This is a genomic window from Mitsuaria sp. CC2 (assembly GCF_048957715.1).
In the GTDB taxonomy this organism is placed as follows: domain Bacteria; phylum Pseudomonadota; class Gammaproteobacteria; order Burkholderiales; family Burkholderiaceae_C; genus Roseateles.
Genome location: NZ_JARVXN010000033.1, coordinates 149,381 through 164,426, shown reverse-complemented (window position 1 = coordinate 164,426; position 15,046 = coordinate 149,381). Strand labels below are relative to the sequence as shown.

Below are 15,046 nucleotides of genomic sequence, written 5' to 3'. Positions count from 1 at the left end.
GGAGCCGCTGAGAAGAACTATGGTTGAAATCGAACTCGACGGCCAGAAGGTCGAAGTGCCCGAAGGCAGCATGGTGATGCATGCTGCCGAGAAGGCCGGCACCTACATCCCGCACTTCTGCTATCACAAGAAGCTGAGCATCGCGGCCAACTGCCGCATGTGCCTGGTGGACGTGGAGAAGGCGCCCAAGCCGCTGCCCGCCTGCGCCACGCCGGTGACGCAGGGCATGATCGTGCGCACCAAGAGCGAGAAAGCCATCAAGGCCCAGCAGGGCGTGATGGAGTTCCTGCTGATCAATCACCCGCTCGACTGCCCCATCTGCGACCAGGGCGGCGAATGCCAGCTGCAGGACCTGGCCGTCGGTTACGGCGCCAGCGCCTCGCGCTACTCGGAAGAGAAGCGCGTGGTGTTCCACAAGAACGTCGGCCCGCTGATCTCGATGGAAGAGATGAGCCGCTGCATCCACTGCACCCGCTGCGTCCGCTTCGGCCAGGAGATCTCCGGCGTGATGGAGCTGGGCATGGCGCACCGCGGCGAGCACAGCGAGATCCAGACCTTCGTCGGCCGCACCGTGGACTCGGAGCTGTCGGGCAACATGATCGACATCTGCCCGGTCGGCGCGCTCACCAGCAAGCCCTTCCGCTACAGCGCCCGCACCTGGGAACTGTCGCGTCGCAAGAGCGTCAGCCCGCATGATTCGACCGGCGCCAACCTGATCGTCCAGGTCAAGAACAACGAAGTGATGCGCGTCGTCCCGCTGGAGAACGAAGCCGTCAACGAGTGCTGGATCGCCGACCGCGACCGCTTCTCCTACGAAGCGCTGAACGGCGACGAACGCCTGACCACGCCGATGCTCAAGCAGGGCGGCGAATGGAAGTCCGTCGACTGGACCACCGCGCTCGAATACGTCGCCAACGGCCTGAAGCAGGTCAAGACGGAAAAGGGCGGCGCCTCCATCGCCGCGCTGGGCTCCGAGCACAGCACCGTCGAGGAACTGCATCTGCTGGCGCAACTGGTGCGCGGCCTGGGCAGCGAGAACATCGACACGCAGCTGCGCGTCGTCGACCCGGCGCTGCGTGCCGCGGACGGCAAGGCGCTGTGGCTGGGCACCTCGATCGCATCGCTGTCGCAGCTGGACCGCGCCTTCGTCGTCGGCTCGTCGCTGCGCAAGGACCACCCGCTGTTCGCGCAACGCCTGCGCCAGGCCGCCCGCCGCGGCGCGCAGGTCGTGTCGCTGGCCGGCTCGGTCGAAGACTGGAAGATGCCGGTCGCCGCCGCGATCACCGCCGCCCCGTCGGCCTGGGTCGCTGAACTGGCCAACGTCGCCGCCGCCATCGGCGCCGCCAAGGGCGTCAGCGCCCCGGTGCAAGGCAACGCCACCGACGCCGCCAAGGCGATCGCCGACACGCTGCTGTCGGGCGAGCGCAAGGCCGTGCTGATCGGCAACGCCGCGATCCAGCACCCGCAGGCCGCGACGCTGCTGTCGCTGGCGAACTGGATCGGCGAGCAGACCGGCGCCACCGTCGGCGTGCTGTCGGCCGCCGCGAACAGCGTCGGTGCTCAGCTCGTCAACGCGCGTCCGGGGCAGGGCGGTCGCACGGCGGCCCAGCTGCTGAACGACCAGCCGGCCAAGGCGCTGCTGCTGCTCAACACCGACCCGGTGCTGGACGGCGCCAACGCCGCCGCCGCCAGGAAGGCGATCAACGCGGCCGAGATGGTCGTCGTGCTGACCCCGTTCAAGACTGGCCCGGTGGTCGAGTTCGCCGACGTGCTGCTGCCGACGGCGCCGTTCACCGAGACCTCGGGCAGCTTCGTCAACGCGGAAGGCCGCCTGCAAAGCTTCGTCGGCGTGGCCAAGGCCCGCGGCGAGACCCGTCCGGGCTGGAAGATCCTGCGCGTGCTGGGCAACCTGCTGAGCCTGCAGGGCTTCGACTTCGACAGCTCCGAGCAGGTCCGCACCGCGGCGCTGGGCTCGTCGCTGGACCTGGCGAACCGCCTGGGCAATACCGTGTCGGCGCAGTCCGCCGCGGTCGCTCCGGTGCAAGGCCTGGAACGCCTGACGACGGTGCCGATCTATGCGACCGACGCCCTGGTGCGCCGCGCGACCTCGTTGCAATTGACGCGCGACGGCCGTGACGCGGCGGTCGCGTCGCTGCCGCAGGCGCTGTGGACCGAACTCGGCCTGTCCGAGAAAGGCGCTCACGTGCGCGTGACGCAGAACGGTGGCGAGGCCGTGCTGGCCGCGCAGCTGGACGCATCGCTGCCCGCGACCGTGGTGCGCATCCCCGCCGGCATCCCCGAGACCGCCGCGCTGGGCGCGTTCACCGGCGCCATCGCCGTGACCCAGGCCTGAGGACGAGACGACCATGGAAAACTTCTATAACGCCGGCGCCTCGCTGCTGGGAGGTGTGGTCTGGCCGGTGGTCTGGAGCGTGCTCAAGATCGTCGCCGTGCTGCTGCCGCTGCTGGGCTGCGTCGCCTACCTGACGCTGTGGGAACGCAAGGCCATCGGCTGGTCGCAGATCCGTCCGGGTCCGAACCGCGTGGGTCCGATGGGCCTGCTGACCCCGATCGCCGATGCGGTGAAGCTGATCTTCAAGGAGATCATCATCCCGAGCGCGGCCAACAAGAACCTGTTCTTCCTCGGCCCGATCATGACGATCATGCCGGCGCTGGCGGCCTGGGCGGTGGTGCCCTTCGGCCCGGGCGTGGCGATCGCCGACGTCAACGCCGGCCTGCTGTTCCTGATGGCCATCACCTCGCTCGAGGTCTACGGCGTGATCATCGCGGGCTGGGCCTCGAACTCGAAGTACGCCTTCCTGGGCGCGCTGCGCGCTTCCGCGCAGATGGTCTCGTACGAGATCGCGATGGGCTTCTGCCTGGTCGTCGTGCTGATGGTGACGGGCTCGATGAACGTCAGCGCCATCGTGATGAGCCAGGAGCAGGGCTGGTTCGCGTCGCACGGCGTGAACATCCTGTCGTGGAACTGGCTGCCGCTGCTGCCGATCTTCCTGGTGTACTTCATCTCCGGCCTGGCCGAGACGAACCGCCACCCCTTCGACGTCGTCGAAGGCGAATCGGAAATCGTGGCCGGTCACATGATCGAGTACTCGGGCATGTCGTTCGCGATGTTCTTCCTGGCCGAGTACGCCAACATGATCCTGGTGTCGGCGCTGGCGGTGCTGATGTTCCTGGGCGGCTGGTCGGCCCCGGTGTCCTGGAGCCTGTTCGGCATGGAGACGCCGGCCTTCATCCAGCAGACCATGGGTCTGTGGAACTGGGTCTGGCTGTTCCTGAAGACCTTCTTCGTCGTGACCTGCTTCCTGTGGGTGCGCGCGACGTTCCCGCGCTATCGCTATGACCAGATCATGCGTCTGGGCTGGAAGATCTTCATCCCGGTCACCCTGGTGTGGCTCGTCGTGGTGGGTCTGTGGATCCAGTCGCCGTTCAACATCTGGAAGTAATCCGAGGTATCCGCTGTGATCAAGGACCTAGTCAAGAGCTTCATGCTCACCGAGCTGCTGAAGGGCATGGCCCTGACCGGCCGGCATTTCCTCTCGAAGAACATCACGGTGCAGTTCCCGGAAGAGAAGACCCCGCTGTCTCCTCGCTTCCGCGGTCTGCACGCGCTGCGCCGCTACGAGAACGGTGAAGAGCGCTGCATCGCCTGCAAGCTGTGCGAGGCCGTGTGCCCCGCCATGGCGATCACGATCGAATCCGACGTGCGCGCGGACGGCTCGCGCCGCACGACGCGCTACGACATCGACCTGACCAAGTGCATCTTCTGCGGCTTCTGCGAAGAGAGCTGCCCGGTCGACTCGATCGTCGAGACCGACATCTTCGAATACCACGGCGAGAAGCGCGGCGACCTGTACTTCACCAAGGAGATGCTCCTGGCGGTGGGGGACCGGTACGAGCCGCAGATCGCAGCCAGCAAGGAGGCCGACGCCAAGTACCGCTGACCGGTCGCGCGGTCGTCTCCACCTCGCCGCCAGGGGAGGGGAGAGGACTGCGACCGGCGGCCTGCTTGCAGGACATCGCATGGATATCACTACCGCGCTCTTCTACGTTTTCTCGGCCGTGCTGCTGGGCTCCGCGATCCGTGTCATCACGGCCAAGAGCACCGTGCACTCGGCCCTGTTCCTGATCCTGTCCTTCTTCAGCGCCTCCTGTCTGTGGATGCTGCTGAAGGCCGAGTTCCTGGCCATCACCCTGGTGCTGGTCTACATCGGCGCCGTGATGGTGCTGTTCCTGTTCGTCGTCATGATGCTGGACTTCGAGTCCACCGCCGTGCGCGAGAGCATCTGGAAGCACCTGCCGGTGGCCAGCCTCGTCGGCGCGGTCATCGCGCTGGAGATCGCGGCCGTGCTGATGGGCGGCTTCCGCGGCGTCGAGAACGCCCCGGAGATCCCCAACATGGCGCAGCTGGGCAACACCAAGCTGCTGGGCATCGAGATCTACACCAACTACCTGTTCCCGGTGCAGATCGCCGCGGTGCTGCTGCTGGTGGGGATCATCGCGGCGATCGCGCTGACGCTGCGCGGCCGCAAGGACTCGCGCCATCAGGACCCGTCCCAGCAGGTGCGCGTGAAGAAGGCTGACCGCCTGAAGATCGTCAAGGTCGCCGCGACCGTCGAAGCGCCGTCGCTGCCGGCGGCTGACAAGAACGAAGGAGCCGCGTGATGGGTGCGCTGAGCCTGAACCACTTCCTGATCCTGGGCGCGTTCCTGTTCGCGCTGTCGGTGATCGGCATCTTCCTGAACCGCAAGAACCTGATCGTGCTGCTGATGGCCATCGAGCTGATGCTGCTGGCGGTCAACATGAACTTCGTGGCCTTCTCGCACTACCTGGGCGACATGGCCGGCCAGGTGTTCGTGTTCTTCATCCTCACCGTGGCGGCCGCTGAATCGGCGATCGGCCTGGCGATCCTGGTCGTGCTGTTCCGCAACCGCAGCAGCATCGACGTGGAAGAGCTGGACGCCCTCAAGGGCTGACGAGGGAAGCGAGAAAAACAATGTCTGCAACACTCTCTCAGAACATGCTGCTGGCGGTGCCCCTGGCCCCGCTCGCCGGCGCCATCGTGGCGGGCCTGTTCGGCAAGCAGGTGGGCCGCCGCGGCGCCCACACGGTGACCATCCTCGGCGTGCTGGTGGCGCTGGTCATCTCCGTGATGACGCTCAACGCCGTGCTCGACGGCGCGCGCTTCAACCAGACCGTCTACGAATGGATGGTGCTGGGCGGCCTGAAGATGGAAGTCGGCTTCATGATCGACGGCCTGTCCGCGATGATGATGTGCGTGGTGACCTTCGTCTCGCTGATGGTGCACATCTACACCATCGGCTACATGGAGGAAGACCCCGGCTACCAGCGCTTCTTCAGCTTCATCTCGTTGTTCACCTTCAGCATGCTGATGCTGGTGATGTCCAACAACATGCTGCAGCTGTTCTTCGGCTGGGAAGCGGTGGGCCTGGTCTCCTACCTGCTGATCGGCTTCTGGTACACCAAGCCGACGGCGATCTTCGCCAACATGAAGGCCTTCCTGGTCAACCGGGTGGGTGACTTCGGCTTCATCCTGGGCATCGGCCTGCTGGTCGCCTACGGCGGCTCGCTGAACTACACCGAGACCTTCGCCAAGTCGGCGGAACTCGCGAAGATCGGCTTCGCCAATCCCTTCGGCGCTGAACCCTGGATGATGCTGAGCGTGGCCTGCATCTGCCTGTTCATCGGCGCGATGGGCAAGTCGGCGCAGTTCCCGCTGCACGTGTGGCTGCCGGACTCGATGGAAGGCCCGACCCCGATCTCGGCGCTGATCCACGCGGCGACCATGGTGACGGCCGGCATCTTCATGGTGTCGCGCTTCAGCCCGCTGTTCGAGCTGTCCGACACCGCGCTGAACTTCGTGCTGGTGATCGGCGCGATCACGGCGCTGTTCATGGGCTTCCTGGGCATCATCCAGAACGACATCAAGCGCGTCGTCGCGTACTCCACGCTCTCGCAGCTGGGCTACATGACGGTGGCGCTGGGCGCCTCGGCCTATTCGGTCGCGGTGTTCCACCTGATGACGCACGCGTTCTTCAAGGCGCTGCTGTTCCTGGGCGCGGGCGCGGTCATCATCGCGATGCACCATGACCAGGACATCCGCAACATGGGCGGTCTGGCGCGTCACAAGAACATGCGCATTACCTGGATCACGTCGCTGCTGGGGTCGCTGGCGCTGATCGGCACGCCGTTCTTCTCGGGCTTCTACTCGAAGGATTCCATCATCGAGGCCGTGCACGCCTCGCACCTGCCAGGCGCGAGCTTCGCCTACTTCGCGGTGGTGGCCGGCGTCTTCGTGACCGCGTTCTACAGCTTCCGGATGTACTTCCTGGTCTTCCACGGCAAGGAGAACTTCCATCACAAGCCGTTCCCGGGACCGGACGATCACCATGACGCGCATGGCGACGACCACCACGACGACCACCACGCGCTGCCGATCGACCAGCCCTGGGTCGTGAAGGTGCCGCTGGCGCTGCTGGCGATCCCGTCGGTGCTGATCGGCTACTTCACGATCACGCCGATGCTGCACGGCGACTTCTTCAAGGACTCGATCTTCGTGAACCACGAGGTCCATCACGCGATGGCCGAGCTGGGCGAGGAGTTCCACGGCGCGGCCGAGATGGCGGTGCACAGCCTGAAGACGCTGCCGCTGTGGCTGGCGTTCGCCGGTGTCGTGACGGCCTACGTGTTCTACATGCTGGCGCCGCAGATCCCGGCCACGATCGCCCGGATCTTCCGCCCGATCGTGACCATCCTCGAGAACAAGTACTACATGGACTGGTTCAACGAGAACGTCCTGGCCCGCGGCGCGCGCGCGCTCGGATCCGGGCTGTGGAAGGCCGGGGACCAGACCGTCATCGACGGCGTGCTCATCAACGGCTCGGCGCGCACGGTGGGCGGTTTCGCCGGGCTGGTGCGGCTGGTCCAGACCGGCCACCTCTACTGGTACGCGCTGGTGATGATCCTGGGTGTCGTCGGTCTGATGACCTGGCAGCTGTGGCCTTACATGGGGCCCCAATTCAAGGCCCTGTTCGGCCTCTGACGCGGGCGGAGAATAAGAATGTTGCTAAGTCTCTCCATTTGGCTGCCCATCGTCTGCGGTGGCCTGCTGCTCGCGCTCGGTCGCGACAACAACGCCGGCGCGGTGCGCTGGATGGCGCTGGTCGGCGCGGTGCTGTCCTTCCTGGTGACGCTGCCGCTGATCAGCGGTTTCGACACCTCGACGGCGCAGATGCAGTTCGTCGAAGTGGCGTCCTGGATCCCGCGCTTCAACATCCACTACCACCTCGGTGTGGACGGCATCTCGATGTGGTTCGTGCCGCTGACGGCCTTCATCTCGATCATCGTGGTGATCGCAGCCTGGGAGGTCATCGACACGCGGGTGCACCAGTACATGGGCGCCTTCCTGATCCTGTCGGGCCTGATGATCGGCGTGTTCTGCGCGCTCGACGGCATGCTGTTCTACGTGTTCTTCGAGGCCACGCTGATCCCGATGTACATCATCATCGGCGTCTGGGGCGGACCTCGTCGCGTGTACGCGGCCTTCAAGTTCTTCCTGTACACGCTGGCCGGCTCGCTGCTGATGCTGATCGCGCTGCTGTACCTGTACAGCCAGTCGGGCAGCTTCGAGATCCTGCAGTGGCACAAGCTGCCGCTGCCGATGTCGGCGCAGACACTGCTGTTCTTCGCCTTCTTCGCGGCCTTCGCGGTCAAGGTGCCGATGTGGCCGGTGCACACGTGGCTGCCGGATGCCCACGTGGAAGCCCCGACGGGCGGCTCGGTGGTCCTGGCGGCCATCATGCTGAAGCTGGGCGCCTACGGTTTCCTGCGCTTCTCGCTGCCGATCGCACCTGACGCCGCGCATCACTACGACTGGTTCATCATCGGACTGTCGCTGATCGGCGTGATCTACATCGGCCTGGTGGCCATGGTCCAGCGCGACATGAAGAAGCTGGTGGCCTACTCGTCGGTCGCCCACATGGGCTTCGTGACCCTGGGCTTCTTCATTTTCAATGAGCTGGGCATCGCCGGCGGTCTGGTGCAGATGATCTCGCACGGCTTCGTGTCGGGCGCGATGTTCCTGTGCATCGGCGTCCTGTACGACCGCGTGCATTCGCGTGAGATCGCCGACTACGGCGGCGTCGTCAATACCATGCCCAAGTTCGCGGCGCTGGCGGTGTTCTTCGGCATGGCCAACTGCGGCCTGCCGGCGACGGCCGGTTTCGTGGGCGAATGGATGGTGATCCTGGGCGCCGTCGGCCACAACTTCTGGATCGGCCTGCTGGCGGCCACGGCGCTGATCTTCGGCGCGGCCTACACGCTGTGGATGATCAAGCGCGTCTACTTCGGCGCGGTGACCAACGACAACGTGCGCAACCTGACCGACATCAACGGCCGTGAGTTCCTGATGCTGGGCGTGCTGGCGATCGCGACGCTCTACATGGGCGTGTACCCGAAGCCGTTCACCGACGTGATGCATCAATCCGTCGACGCGCTGCTCAAGCACGTCGCGGTGTCCAAGATCCAATAAGGGCCCAACACAATGAACGACATGAACTGGGTCGCGGTCTATCCCGAAATCCTGTTGCTGGTGCTGGCCTGCGTGGTCGCGCTGGTGGACCTGTTCGTCACCGATCCGCGCCGCGCGACGACCTACTGGCTGACGCAGCTCAGCCTGGCGGTCGTCGGCGTGATGCACTTCGCCGCGATGGGCGACGCCCGCATCGAAGCGATGCAAGGCATGCTGGTCATCGACCCGTTGAGCCACCTGCTGAGCGGCGTCAGTGCCTTCGCGCTGATCATCACGCTGGTCTACGCGCGTCCGTACGCGGAGTCGCGCGACATCCTCAAGGGCGAGCTGTTCACGCTGAGCCTGCTGGTGCTGCTGGGCGTCAACGTGATGGTGGCGGCCAACAACTTCCTGACGACCTATCTGGGTCTGGAGCTGATGAGCCTGTCGCTGTACGCGCTGACGGCGCTGCGTCGCGATCACACGATCTCGACCGAAGCCGCCATGAAGTACTTCGTGCTGGGTGCGCTGGCCTCGGGCTTCCTGCTGTACGGCCTGTCGATGATGTACGGCGCGACCGGCTCGCTGTCGATCCCGCGCGTGTACGAGGTCATCTCGAGCGGCACGGTCAACCAGGGCGTGCTGGTGCTGGGCGTGGTCTTCGTCGTCGCCGGCCTGGGATTCAAGCTGGGCGCCGCGCCGTTCCACATGTGGGTGCCGGACGTCTATCAAGGCGCGCCGACGGCCGCGACCCTGCTGATCGGCGGCGCGCCCAAGCTGGCCGCGCTGGGCATGACGCTGCGTCTGCTGGTGGAAGGCATGCTCACGCTGGCCAACGACTGGCAGCAGATGATGCTGGTGATGGCCGTGGCCTCCCTGGTCGTGGGCAACCTGGCCGCGATCGCGCAGAGCAACCTCAAGCGGATGCTGGCGTACTCGACGATCTCGCAGATGGGCTTCGTGGTGCTGGGCCTGGCCTCCGGCGTGGTGAACAAGACGCCCGACGTGCACGCGCTCAACGCCTACAGCTCGTCGATCTTCTACGCGATCACCTACGTGCTGACGACGCTGGGCAGCTTCGGCCTGATCATGCTGCTGGCGCGCCAGGGCTTCGAGTCCGAGCAGATCAGCGACCTGGCCGGCCTGTTCAAGCGCAGCCCGTGGTACGCGCTGGTGATGGCGATCTACATGTTCTCGCTGGCCGGCATCCCGCCGATGGTGGGCTTCTACGGCAAGCTGGCCGTGCTGCAGGCGATGGTCACGACGGGCCAGTCGCTCTACCTCTGGATGGCCGTGATCGCGGTGCTGCTGTCGCTGGTCGGCGCCTTCTACTACCTGCGGGTCGTGAAGGTCATGTTCTTCGACGAGCCGGCCGACCACAGCCCCGTGAGCGCGCCTGTCGACGCCCGCGTGGTGATGTCGCTGAACGGCGCCGCGGTGCTGGTGCTCGGCGTGTTCCCGAGCGGCCTGCTGGCGCTGTGCAGCCAGGCGGTCACGCGCGCGCTGGCGCACTGATCGCCGGCGACCACGGACACCAACAGAGTACTCGACCATGGATCAAGGCGCTTCGGTCTGGATGGTGCTGGTGGTCGCGCTCATCGCGGCCAACCTGCCGTATGTGAGTTCACGCATCCTGCTGGTGGGGCCGCGCCGCGATCCCAAGGCCGGCGGCTGGCGCCTGCTGGAGCTTTTCCTGCTCGGGCTGGCCACGCTGGCCGTGGGCTTCGGCCTGGAGTCCACGCAGGGCCAGCGTTTCCCGCAGGGCTGGGAGTTCTACGCCGCCGCGCTGGCGATGTTCGTCACCTTGGGTTTCCCGGGTTTCGTGTGGCGCTACCTGCGTCGCTCCCGGGCCAAGGTGAGAGAGTTCGATGACGAAGAAGCTGCCTGAGGCCAACCAGCCCGACGGCGACGGCGTGATCGGCATCCCGCCGGCGTCCGATGCTGACGAGCACCTGCGCGAAGTCCCGCTGTCATCCGACTGGATCCTGCGGGGCAATTTCCTTCAGGTGAAGCGCGATCGGATCGCGCTGCCCAACGGCCGGGAGGCCACGCGCGAATACATCCGCCACCCCGGCGCCGCGGTGATCGTGCCGCTGTTCGACGACGGCCGCGTGCTGCTGGAACGGCAGTACCGCTATCCGATCGGTCGCGTGGTGCTGGAGTTTCCCGCCGGCAAGCTGGATCCGGACGAGACCCCGCTGCGCTGCGCGATGCGCGAGCTGGTCGAGGAGACCGGCTACCAGGCGCGCGAATGGGCCTATGCCGGCGTGCTGCACAACGCGATCGCCTACTCGGACGAGCGCATCGAGATCTTCTTCGCCCGCGGCCTGATCGCCGGCGAGCGGCAGCTGGACGACGAGGAGTTCCTCGACCTGCTGCCCGTGGCCGAGGACGAACTCGACCGCATGGCCTTCGACGGCCGCATCACCGACGCCAAGACCTTGATCGGGCTGCAGTGGCTGCAGCGCTGGCGGGCCGGCGCATGGCCATTGGCATGGATGGCGGCGGAAGAGGCCTCCAGCCGCTAGCATCGGTCCATCATGCTGGTACTGAACCTGGCGTGCGAGGCCGGCCATGCCTTCGAGGGCTGGTTCGCCTCCGCCACCGATTTCGAATCGCAACAGGAGCGGGGACTGCTGAGCTGCCCGCTGTGCGACAACACGGCGGTGCGACGGATGCCGAGCGCGCCACGTCTGAATCTCTTGGAGCCGAGGGCGGCAAAGGCCGCGAAAGCGGCGGAGGCGGCCGAAGCGGCTGAAACTGCAAAGGCGCGCGCGATGGATGTCGCGGCGAAGTTGCCCTCAGGCCTGACCCCATCGGACGGCGTCCCTCCGATCGCGATCGAATTGCAGAAGCAGGTGCTGCAGGCGGTGCGCACGCTGATGGCCAAGACCGAGGACGTCGGCGACCGTTTCGCCACCGAGGCGCGCCGCATCCATTACGGCGAAGCCGAGGAGCGCGGCATCCGCGGCCGCGCCACGCCGGACGAGGCGCGCGAGCTGGCGGACGAGGGCATCGACATCGTCGCACTGCCGGTGCCCGACGCCCTGAAAGACCCTCTCCATTGACGACCTGACGCCGCTTGGGATTGCGGGCGACACCTCCCGGGTGTCGAATGCCCCGTCGCATCTCTTGAGGAATCAGGTTCATGAAGACTTTCCGTTTGCTCTACGGTGCCGCGGCGGTGACCGCGTTCCTGTCCTTTGCGCCGATGGCGCCGTCGCTGGCCGCCTCGGCCGCGCCGGTGGCCGCGCAGAACGGCATGGTGGTGACCGCGCAGCACCTCGCGACGCGGGTCGGCGTCGATGTGCTGAAGGACGGCGGCAATGCCGTCGACGCCGCGGTGGCAGTGGGCTACGCGCTCGCGGTCGTGTACCCGGCCGCGGGCAACCTCGGCGGCGGCGGGTTCATGACCATCCAGCTGGCCGATGGCCGCAAGACCTTCCTCGACTTCCGCGAGAAGGCGCCGCTGGCCGCGACGGCCAACATGTACCTCGACAAGGACGGCAACGTCGTCAAGGGCCTGAGCACGCACGGACACCTCGCGGTGGGCGTGCCGGGCACGGTCTCGGGCATGGAGTACGCGCGGGAGAAGTACGGCACGATGAAGCGTCCCGCGCTGATCGCGCCGGCGATCGCGCTGGCGGACCGCGGCTTCGCGCTGGACCAGGGCGATGTGGACATGTTCCAGACGGCCACCAAGGACTTCGAGGCCGACGCGGCTTCGGGCGCGATCTTCCTGAACAAGGGCAAGCCCTTCCAGGCCGGCGACAAGCTGGTGCAGAAGGACCTCGCGAAGACCTTGCGCGAGATCGGCGCCAAGGGCACGGACGGCTTCTACAAGGGCTGGGTGGCGAAGGCGCTGGTCGAGTCCAGCCAGGCGGGCAAGGGCATCCTGACGCAGGCCGACCTGGACCAGTACCGGACGCGCGAGCTGCCGCCGGTGGAATGCGACTACCGCGGCTATCACGTCGTCTCCGCGCCGCCGCCGAGCTCGGGTGGCGTGATCATCTGCGAGATGCTGAACATCCTCGAGGGCTATCCGCTGCGCCAGCTCGGCTGGGGATCGGCGCAGGGCGCGCATTACCAGATCGAGGCGATGCGCCATGCCTACGTCGATCGCAACAGCACGCTGGGGGATCCGGACTTCGTGAAGAACCCGCTGCAGCGGCTGCTCGACAAGAACTACGCGGCGAAGGTCCGCGCGGCGATCGATCCGGCGAAGGCGGGCGTGTCCATGGACATCAAGCCCGGCGTCGCGCCGCATGAGGGCAGCAACACGACGCACTACTCGATCGCGGACAAGTGGGGCAACGCGGTGTCGGTGACCTACACGCTGAACGACTGGTTCGGCGCCAAGGTCACGGCGGCGAAGACCGGCGTGCTGCTCAACAACGAGATGGACGACTTCACCTCCAAGGTCGGCGTACCCAACATGTACGGCCTGGTGCAGGGCGAGGCGAATGCCATCGCGCCCGGGAAGCGGCCGCTGTCGTCGATGAGCCCGACCATCGTGACCAAGGACGGCAAGCCGGTGATGGTGGTGGGCACGCCGGGTGGCAGCCGCATCATCACGGCGGTGCTGCAGACCATGCTCAACGCGATCGACTTCGACATGAACGTGCAGGAGGCGGTGGACGCGCCGCGCTTCCACCAGCAGTGGTTGCCGGACGTGACCAACGTCGAGCCGTATGCCTTCTCGCCCGACACGCGCAAGCTGCTGGAGGGCATGGGCCACAAGCTGGGTGCGCCGCATCCTGCGAACCACCTGGCGGCGATCATCATCGGCGCGCCGTCGTTGAACGGGAAGCCGGTGGGGAACAACCGGTTTTACGGCGCCAACGATCCGCGGCGGAACTCGGGCTTGGCGGCGGGGTATTGAGTCGCCTCAATCCTCGCTTCAGCGCTCGTGACGGGCGTCGTTCCCCGGGGGACGGCGCTCGTCGCGGCGCGCTTCACTGCCTGGGCTTGTAGCCCGGCACGTCCCCGAGCGGGAGCGTCCGCACCCGGACCACGACGCCGGTCTTGTCCGGGTCCTCCGGCGTCGACTGCGCGCCGCCTTCGACGCCGTCTTCGAGCAGCAGCGTGCTCTTCAGCACCGGCTGCCCGCCCTCGCGCACATCGAAGTCGAGGTAGACGCGCGTCCCGTCGCGACGCCTGGCGCCGATCTCGACGCGGACCTGGTCCGGCGTGAGCAGATCGGGCTTGCCGCCGATGACGACGAGGGACTTCTTGCCGCTGTCGGTGACGAGGCGCATCGTCGACAGCTTCTGCTCCTGGACCACGCCGTTGCTGCGGCGGTTGAGCTGGATCGTCAACTCCAGCGCGACCGGATCGATGGCGAGATCGGGCATGACCGCGTTCATCGCCTGCACCGCGCCTGCGGCGCCAAGCGCCAGCAGGGCGAGGCCGGAGGCGCCGAACAGGCGGCGCGTGCGGGAATGGGGGAGGGCGTGGCGCATGACGACTCTTTCGATCAACGGGTGGCGGGCTCGGCGGCCGTCGGGCCGCTCCACGGCTTCAGCGCGTCGTAGCGCTGCGGCAGCGTGAGCGAGTCTCCCCATGACCCATAGGTCGGATTGGGAATCGGCACCCACGACAGACCCCAGCGCTTCGCTTGAGACTCCTCGTCGTACTTCGCGCGCGGCACGAAGTCGTTGAGGTCGTCGCCGACGAGCATTGCGATGCGGTGCGTGCGCGCGACCGCGAGGCGCCTGGCGCTCTTGTCGGACTCGGCCCAGTCGGCGCGGTCGCCGCGCAGCATGAGGTCGCCGGGCGCGACGACGCGGCCCAGCACCCGCTCCAGATTCGCGAGCGTCTGCGCCTTCTGCGGGCAGGCGGTGTGAAGGCCGTCGGGGCCGAAGGGGCCGTCGGCGGGGCAGGTCCGGTTGGTGATGAAGACGATGCGGAATCCCAGCGTCCTGGCCCGGGCGATGAACTCAGGCGCACCTGGAATGGCGGTGGCCTGCGCGGATGCCACCCAGGCGGCCCAGGACGCGCTGTCGTAGGGCTTGCCGGCACGGATCCGCCATGCCTCGTAGGGTGAGTTGTCGACTACCGTCTCGTCGACGTCCAGCACGATCGCCGGCGGCTTGCGCATGAAGCCGCCTTGCGAGTCCTGCTCGAGCGATGCGGTCTCGCGCGTGGCCCGGCGAGCGGCGGGAAGGCGTTCGGTCGCGGCGCGGTATACCGCGAGCGTGGCAGCCCGACGCTCGACCGCAGACTGGAACCACAACGTCGCCGTCACGCCTTCTCGACCGACGATCGGCAGAGCGTCGGCGCCTGACGAGGAGGCGGTCGATGCAGCCGAAGCTGATGAGGCTGATGAGGCTGATGAGGCTGATGAGGCTGATGAGGCTGATGAGGCTGATGAGGCTGATGAGGCTGATGAAGCTGATGAGGCTGATGAGGCCGCTTCTGTCGACGCCTTGGCGCTGATGGCGGTCACTGCCATGAGCAGGGCAACGAGCACGGCAGGCACGGGCTGCGCGAGGTGAG

General features: G+C 66.6%; 15 protein-coding genes. 13 read left to right on the top strand and 2 right to left on the bottom strand.

Features of this window, described 5'->3' with window-relative positions; genetic code table 11:
• The first annotated feature begins 19 nt into the window (after nucleotides 1–19).
• From nuoG to ggt, 12 genes are all read left to right on the top strand, one after another.
• Entirely contained in the window at nucleotides 20–2,353 is a 2,334-nt protein-coding gene (gene nuoG, locus PV762_RS22195; protein ID WP_421037154.1) for an NADH-quinone oxidoreductase subunit NuoG, read from the top strand.
• 13 nt (nucleotides 2,354–2,366) lie between these two features.
• Entirely contained in the window at nucleotides 2,367–3,464 is a 1,098-nt protein-coding gene (gene nuoH, locus PV762_RS22190; protein WP_421037153.1) for an NADH-quinone oxidoreductase subunit NuoH, read from the top strand.
• 15 nt (nucleotides 3,465–3,479) lie between these two features.
• A complete protein-coding gene (gene nuoI / locus PV762_RS22185) occupies nucleotides 3,480–3,962 on the top strand; it encodes an NADH-quinone oxidoreductase subunit NuoI (RefSeq protein ID WP_088407447.1) in 483 nt (160 codons plus the stop codon).
• A gap of 79 nt (nucleotides 3,963–4,041) precedes the next feature.
• Nucleotides 4,042–4,683, top strand: a complete 642-nt coding sequence (locus PV762_RS22180; protein WP_421037152.1) for an NADH-quinone oxidoreductase subunit J — start codon at nucleotides 4,042–4,044, stop codon at nucleotides 4,681–4,683.
• Nucleotides 4,683–4,994 carry an NADH-quinone oxidoreductase subunit NuoK gene (gene nuoK, locus PV762_RS22175; protein WP_067273420.1) on the top strand — a complete coding sequence of 104 codons (312 nt, stop codon included), beginning with the start codon at nucleotides 4,683–4,685 and terminating at the stop codon, nucleotides 4,992–4,994. The genes PV762_RS22180 and nuoK overlap by 1 nt, the downstream gene beginning before the upstream one ends.
• 20 nt (nucleotides 4,995–5,014) lie before the next feature.
• Nucleotides 5,015–7,081 (top strand): NADH-quinone oxidoreductase subunit L, encoded by a 2,067-nt coding sequence (gene nuoL, locus PV762_RS22170; protein ID WP_421037151.1) that lies wholly within the window; start codon nucleotides 5,015–5,017, stop codon nucleotides 7,079–7,081.
• A gap of 18 nt (nucleotides 7,082–7,099) precedes the next feature.
• Nucleotides 7,100–8,569, top strand: a complete 1,470-nt coding sequence (locus PV762_RS22165; RefSeq protein WP_421037150.1) for an NADH-quinone oxidoreductase subunit M — start codon at nucleotides 7,100–7,102, stop codon at nucleotides 8,567–8,569.
• Nucleotides 8,570–8,581: 12 nt separating this feature from the next.
• Nucleotides 8,582–10,063 (top strand): NADH-quinone oxidoreductase subunit NuoN, encoded by a 1,482-nt coding sequence (gene nuoN, locus PV762_RS22160; RefSeq protein WP_421037149.1) that lies wholly within the window; start codon nucleotides 8,582–8,584, stop codon nucleotides 10,061–10,063.
• A 37-nt stretch (nucleotides 10,064–10,100) separates the two neighbouring features.
• A complete protein-coding gene (locus PV762_RS22155; protein ID WP_421037148.1) occupies nucleotides 10,101–10,436 on the top strand; it encodes a DUF2818 family protein in 336 nt (111 codons plus the stop codon).
• Entirely contained in the window at nucleotides 10,417–11,076 is a 660-nt protein-coding gene (locus PV762_RS22150) for an NUDIX domain-containing protein (RefSeq protein ID WP_421037147.1), read from the top strand. The genes PV762_RS22155 and PV762_RS22150 overlap by 20 nt, the downstream gene beginning before the upstream one ends.
• A gap of 12 nt (nucleotides 11,077–11,088) precedes the next feature.
• Nucleotides 11,089–11,616: a DUF1178 family protein gene (locus PV762_RS22145; RefSeq protein WP_421037146.1), complete on the top strand. Its 528-nt coding sequence runs from the start codon at nucleotides 11,089–11,091 to the stop codon at nucleotides 11,614–11,616.
• A 143-nt stretch (nucleotides 11,617–11,759) separates the two neighbouring features.
• Nucleotides 11,760–13,430: a gamma-glutamyltransferase gene (ggt, locus tag PV762_RS22140; RefSeq protein ID WP_421037288.1), complete on the top strand. Its 1,671-nt coding sequence runs from the start codon at nucleotides 11,760–11,762 to the stop codon at nucleotides 13,428–13,430.
• 73 nt (nucleotides 13,431–13,503) lie between these two features.
• On the opposite strand, the gene PV762_RS22135 is transcribed toward ggt, so the two are convergent.
• Both PV762_RS22135 and PV762_RS22130 read right to left on the bottom strand, forming a co-directional pair.
• Nucleotides 13,504–14,010: a hypothetical protein gene (locus tag PV762_RS22135; RefSeq protein ID WP_421037145.1), complete on the bottom strand. Its 507-nt coding sequence runs from the start codon at nucleotides 14,008–14,010 to the stop codon at nucleotides 13,504–13,506.
• A 14-nt stretch (nucleotides 14,011–14,024) separates the two neighbouring features.
• A complete protein-coding gene (locus PV762_RS22130) occupies nucleotides 14,025–14,819 on the bottom strand; it encodes a 5'-nucleotidase, lipoprotein e(P4) family (protein ID WP_421037287.1) in 795 nt (264 codons plus the stop codon).
• Nucleotides 14,820–14,848: 29 nt separating this feature from the next.
• Between PV762_RS22130 and PV762_RS22125 the strand changes: the two genes are divergently transcribed.
• Nucleotides 14,849–14,986 carry a hypothetical protein gene (locus PV762_RS22125; RefSeq protein WP_421037296.1) on the top strand — a complete coding sequence of 46 codons (138 nt, stop codon included), beginning with the start codon at nucleotides 14,849–14,851 and terminating at the stop codon, nucleotides 14,984–14,986.
• Nucleotides 14,987–15,046 lie beyond the last annotated feature (60 nt).

Bases quoted from the DNA above. Each gene is read 5' to 3' on its own strand.
- nuoN (WP_421037149.1), top strand. From the start codon at position 8,582: ATGAACGACATGAACTGGGTCGCGGTCTATCCCGAAATCCTGTTGCTG.
- PV762_RS22145 (WP_421037146.1), top strand. From the start codon at position 11,089: ATGCTGGTACTGAACCTGGCGTGCGAGGCCGGCCATGCCTTCGAGGGC.
- nuoL (WP_421037151.1), top strand. From the start codon at position 5,015: ATGTCTGCAACACTCTCTCAGAACATGCTGCTGGCGGTGCCCCTGGCC.
- nuoK (WP_067273420.1), top strand. From the start codon at position 4,683: ATGGGTGCGCTGAGCCTGAACCACTTCCTGATCCTGGGCGCGTTCCTG.
- ggt (WP_421037288.1), top strand. From the start codon at position 11,760: ATGGCGCCGTCGCTGGCCGCCTCGGCCGCGCCGGTGGCCGCGCAGAAC.
- PV762_RS22125 (WP_421037296.1), top strand. From the start codon at position 14,849: ATGCAGCCGAAGCTGATGAGGCTGATGAGGCTGATGAGGCTGATGAGG.
- PV762_RS22150 (WP_421037147.1), top strand. From the start codon at position 10,417: ATGACGAAGAAGCTGCCTGAGGCCAACCAGCCCGACGGCGACGGCGTG.
- PV762_RS22180 (WP_421037152.1), top strand. From the start codon at position 4,042: ATGGATATCACTACCGCGCTCTTCTACGTTTTCTCGGCCGTGCTGCTG.
- nuoH (WP_421037153.1), top strand. From the start codon at position 2,367: ATGGAAAACTTCTATAACGCCGGCGCCTCGCTGCTGGGAGGTGTGGTC.
- PV762_RS22135 (WP_421037145.1), bottom strand. From the start codon at position 14,010: ATGCGCCACGCCCTCCCCCATTCCCGCACGCGCCGCCTGTTCGGCGCC.
- PV762_RS22165 (WP_421037150.1), top strand. From the start codon at position 7,100: ATGTTGCTAAGTCTCTCCATTTGGCTGCCCATCGTCTGCGGTGGCCTG.
- PV762_RS22155 (WP_421037148.1), top strand. From the start codon at position 10,101: ATGGATCAAGGCGCTTCGGTCTGGATGGTGCTGGTGGTCGCGCTCATC.
- nuoG (WP_421037154.1), top strand. From the start codon at position 20: ATGGTTGAAATCGAACTCGACGGCCAGAAGGTCGAAGTGCCCGAAGGC.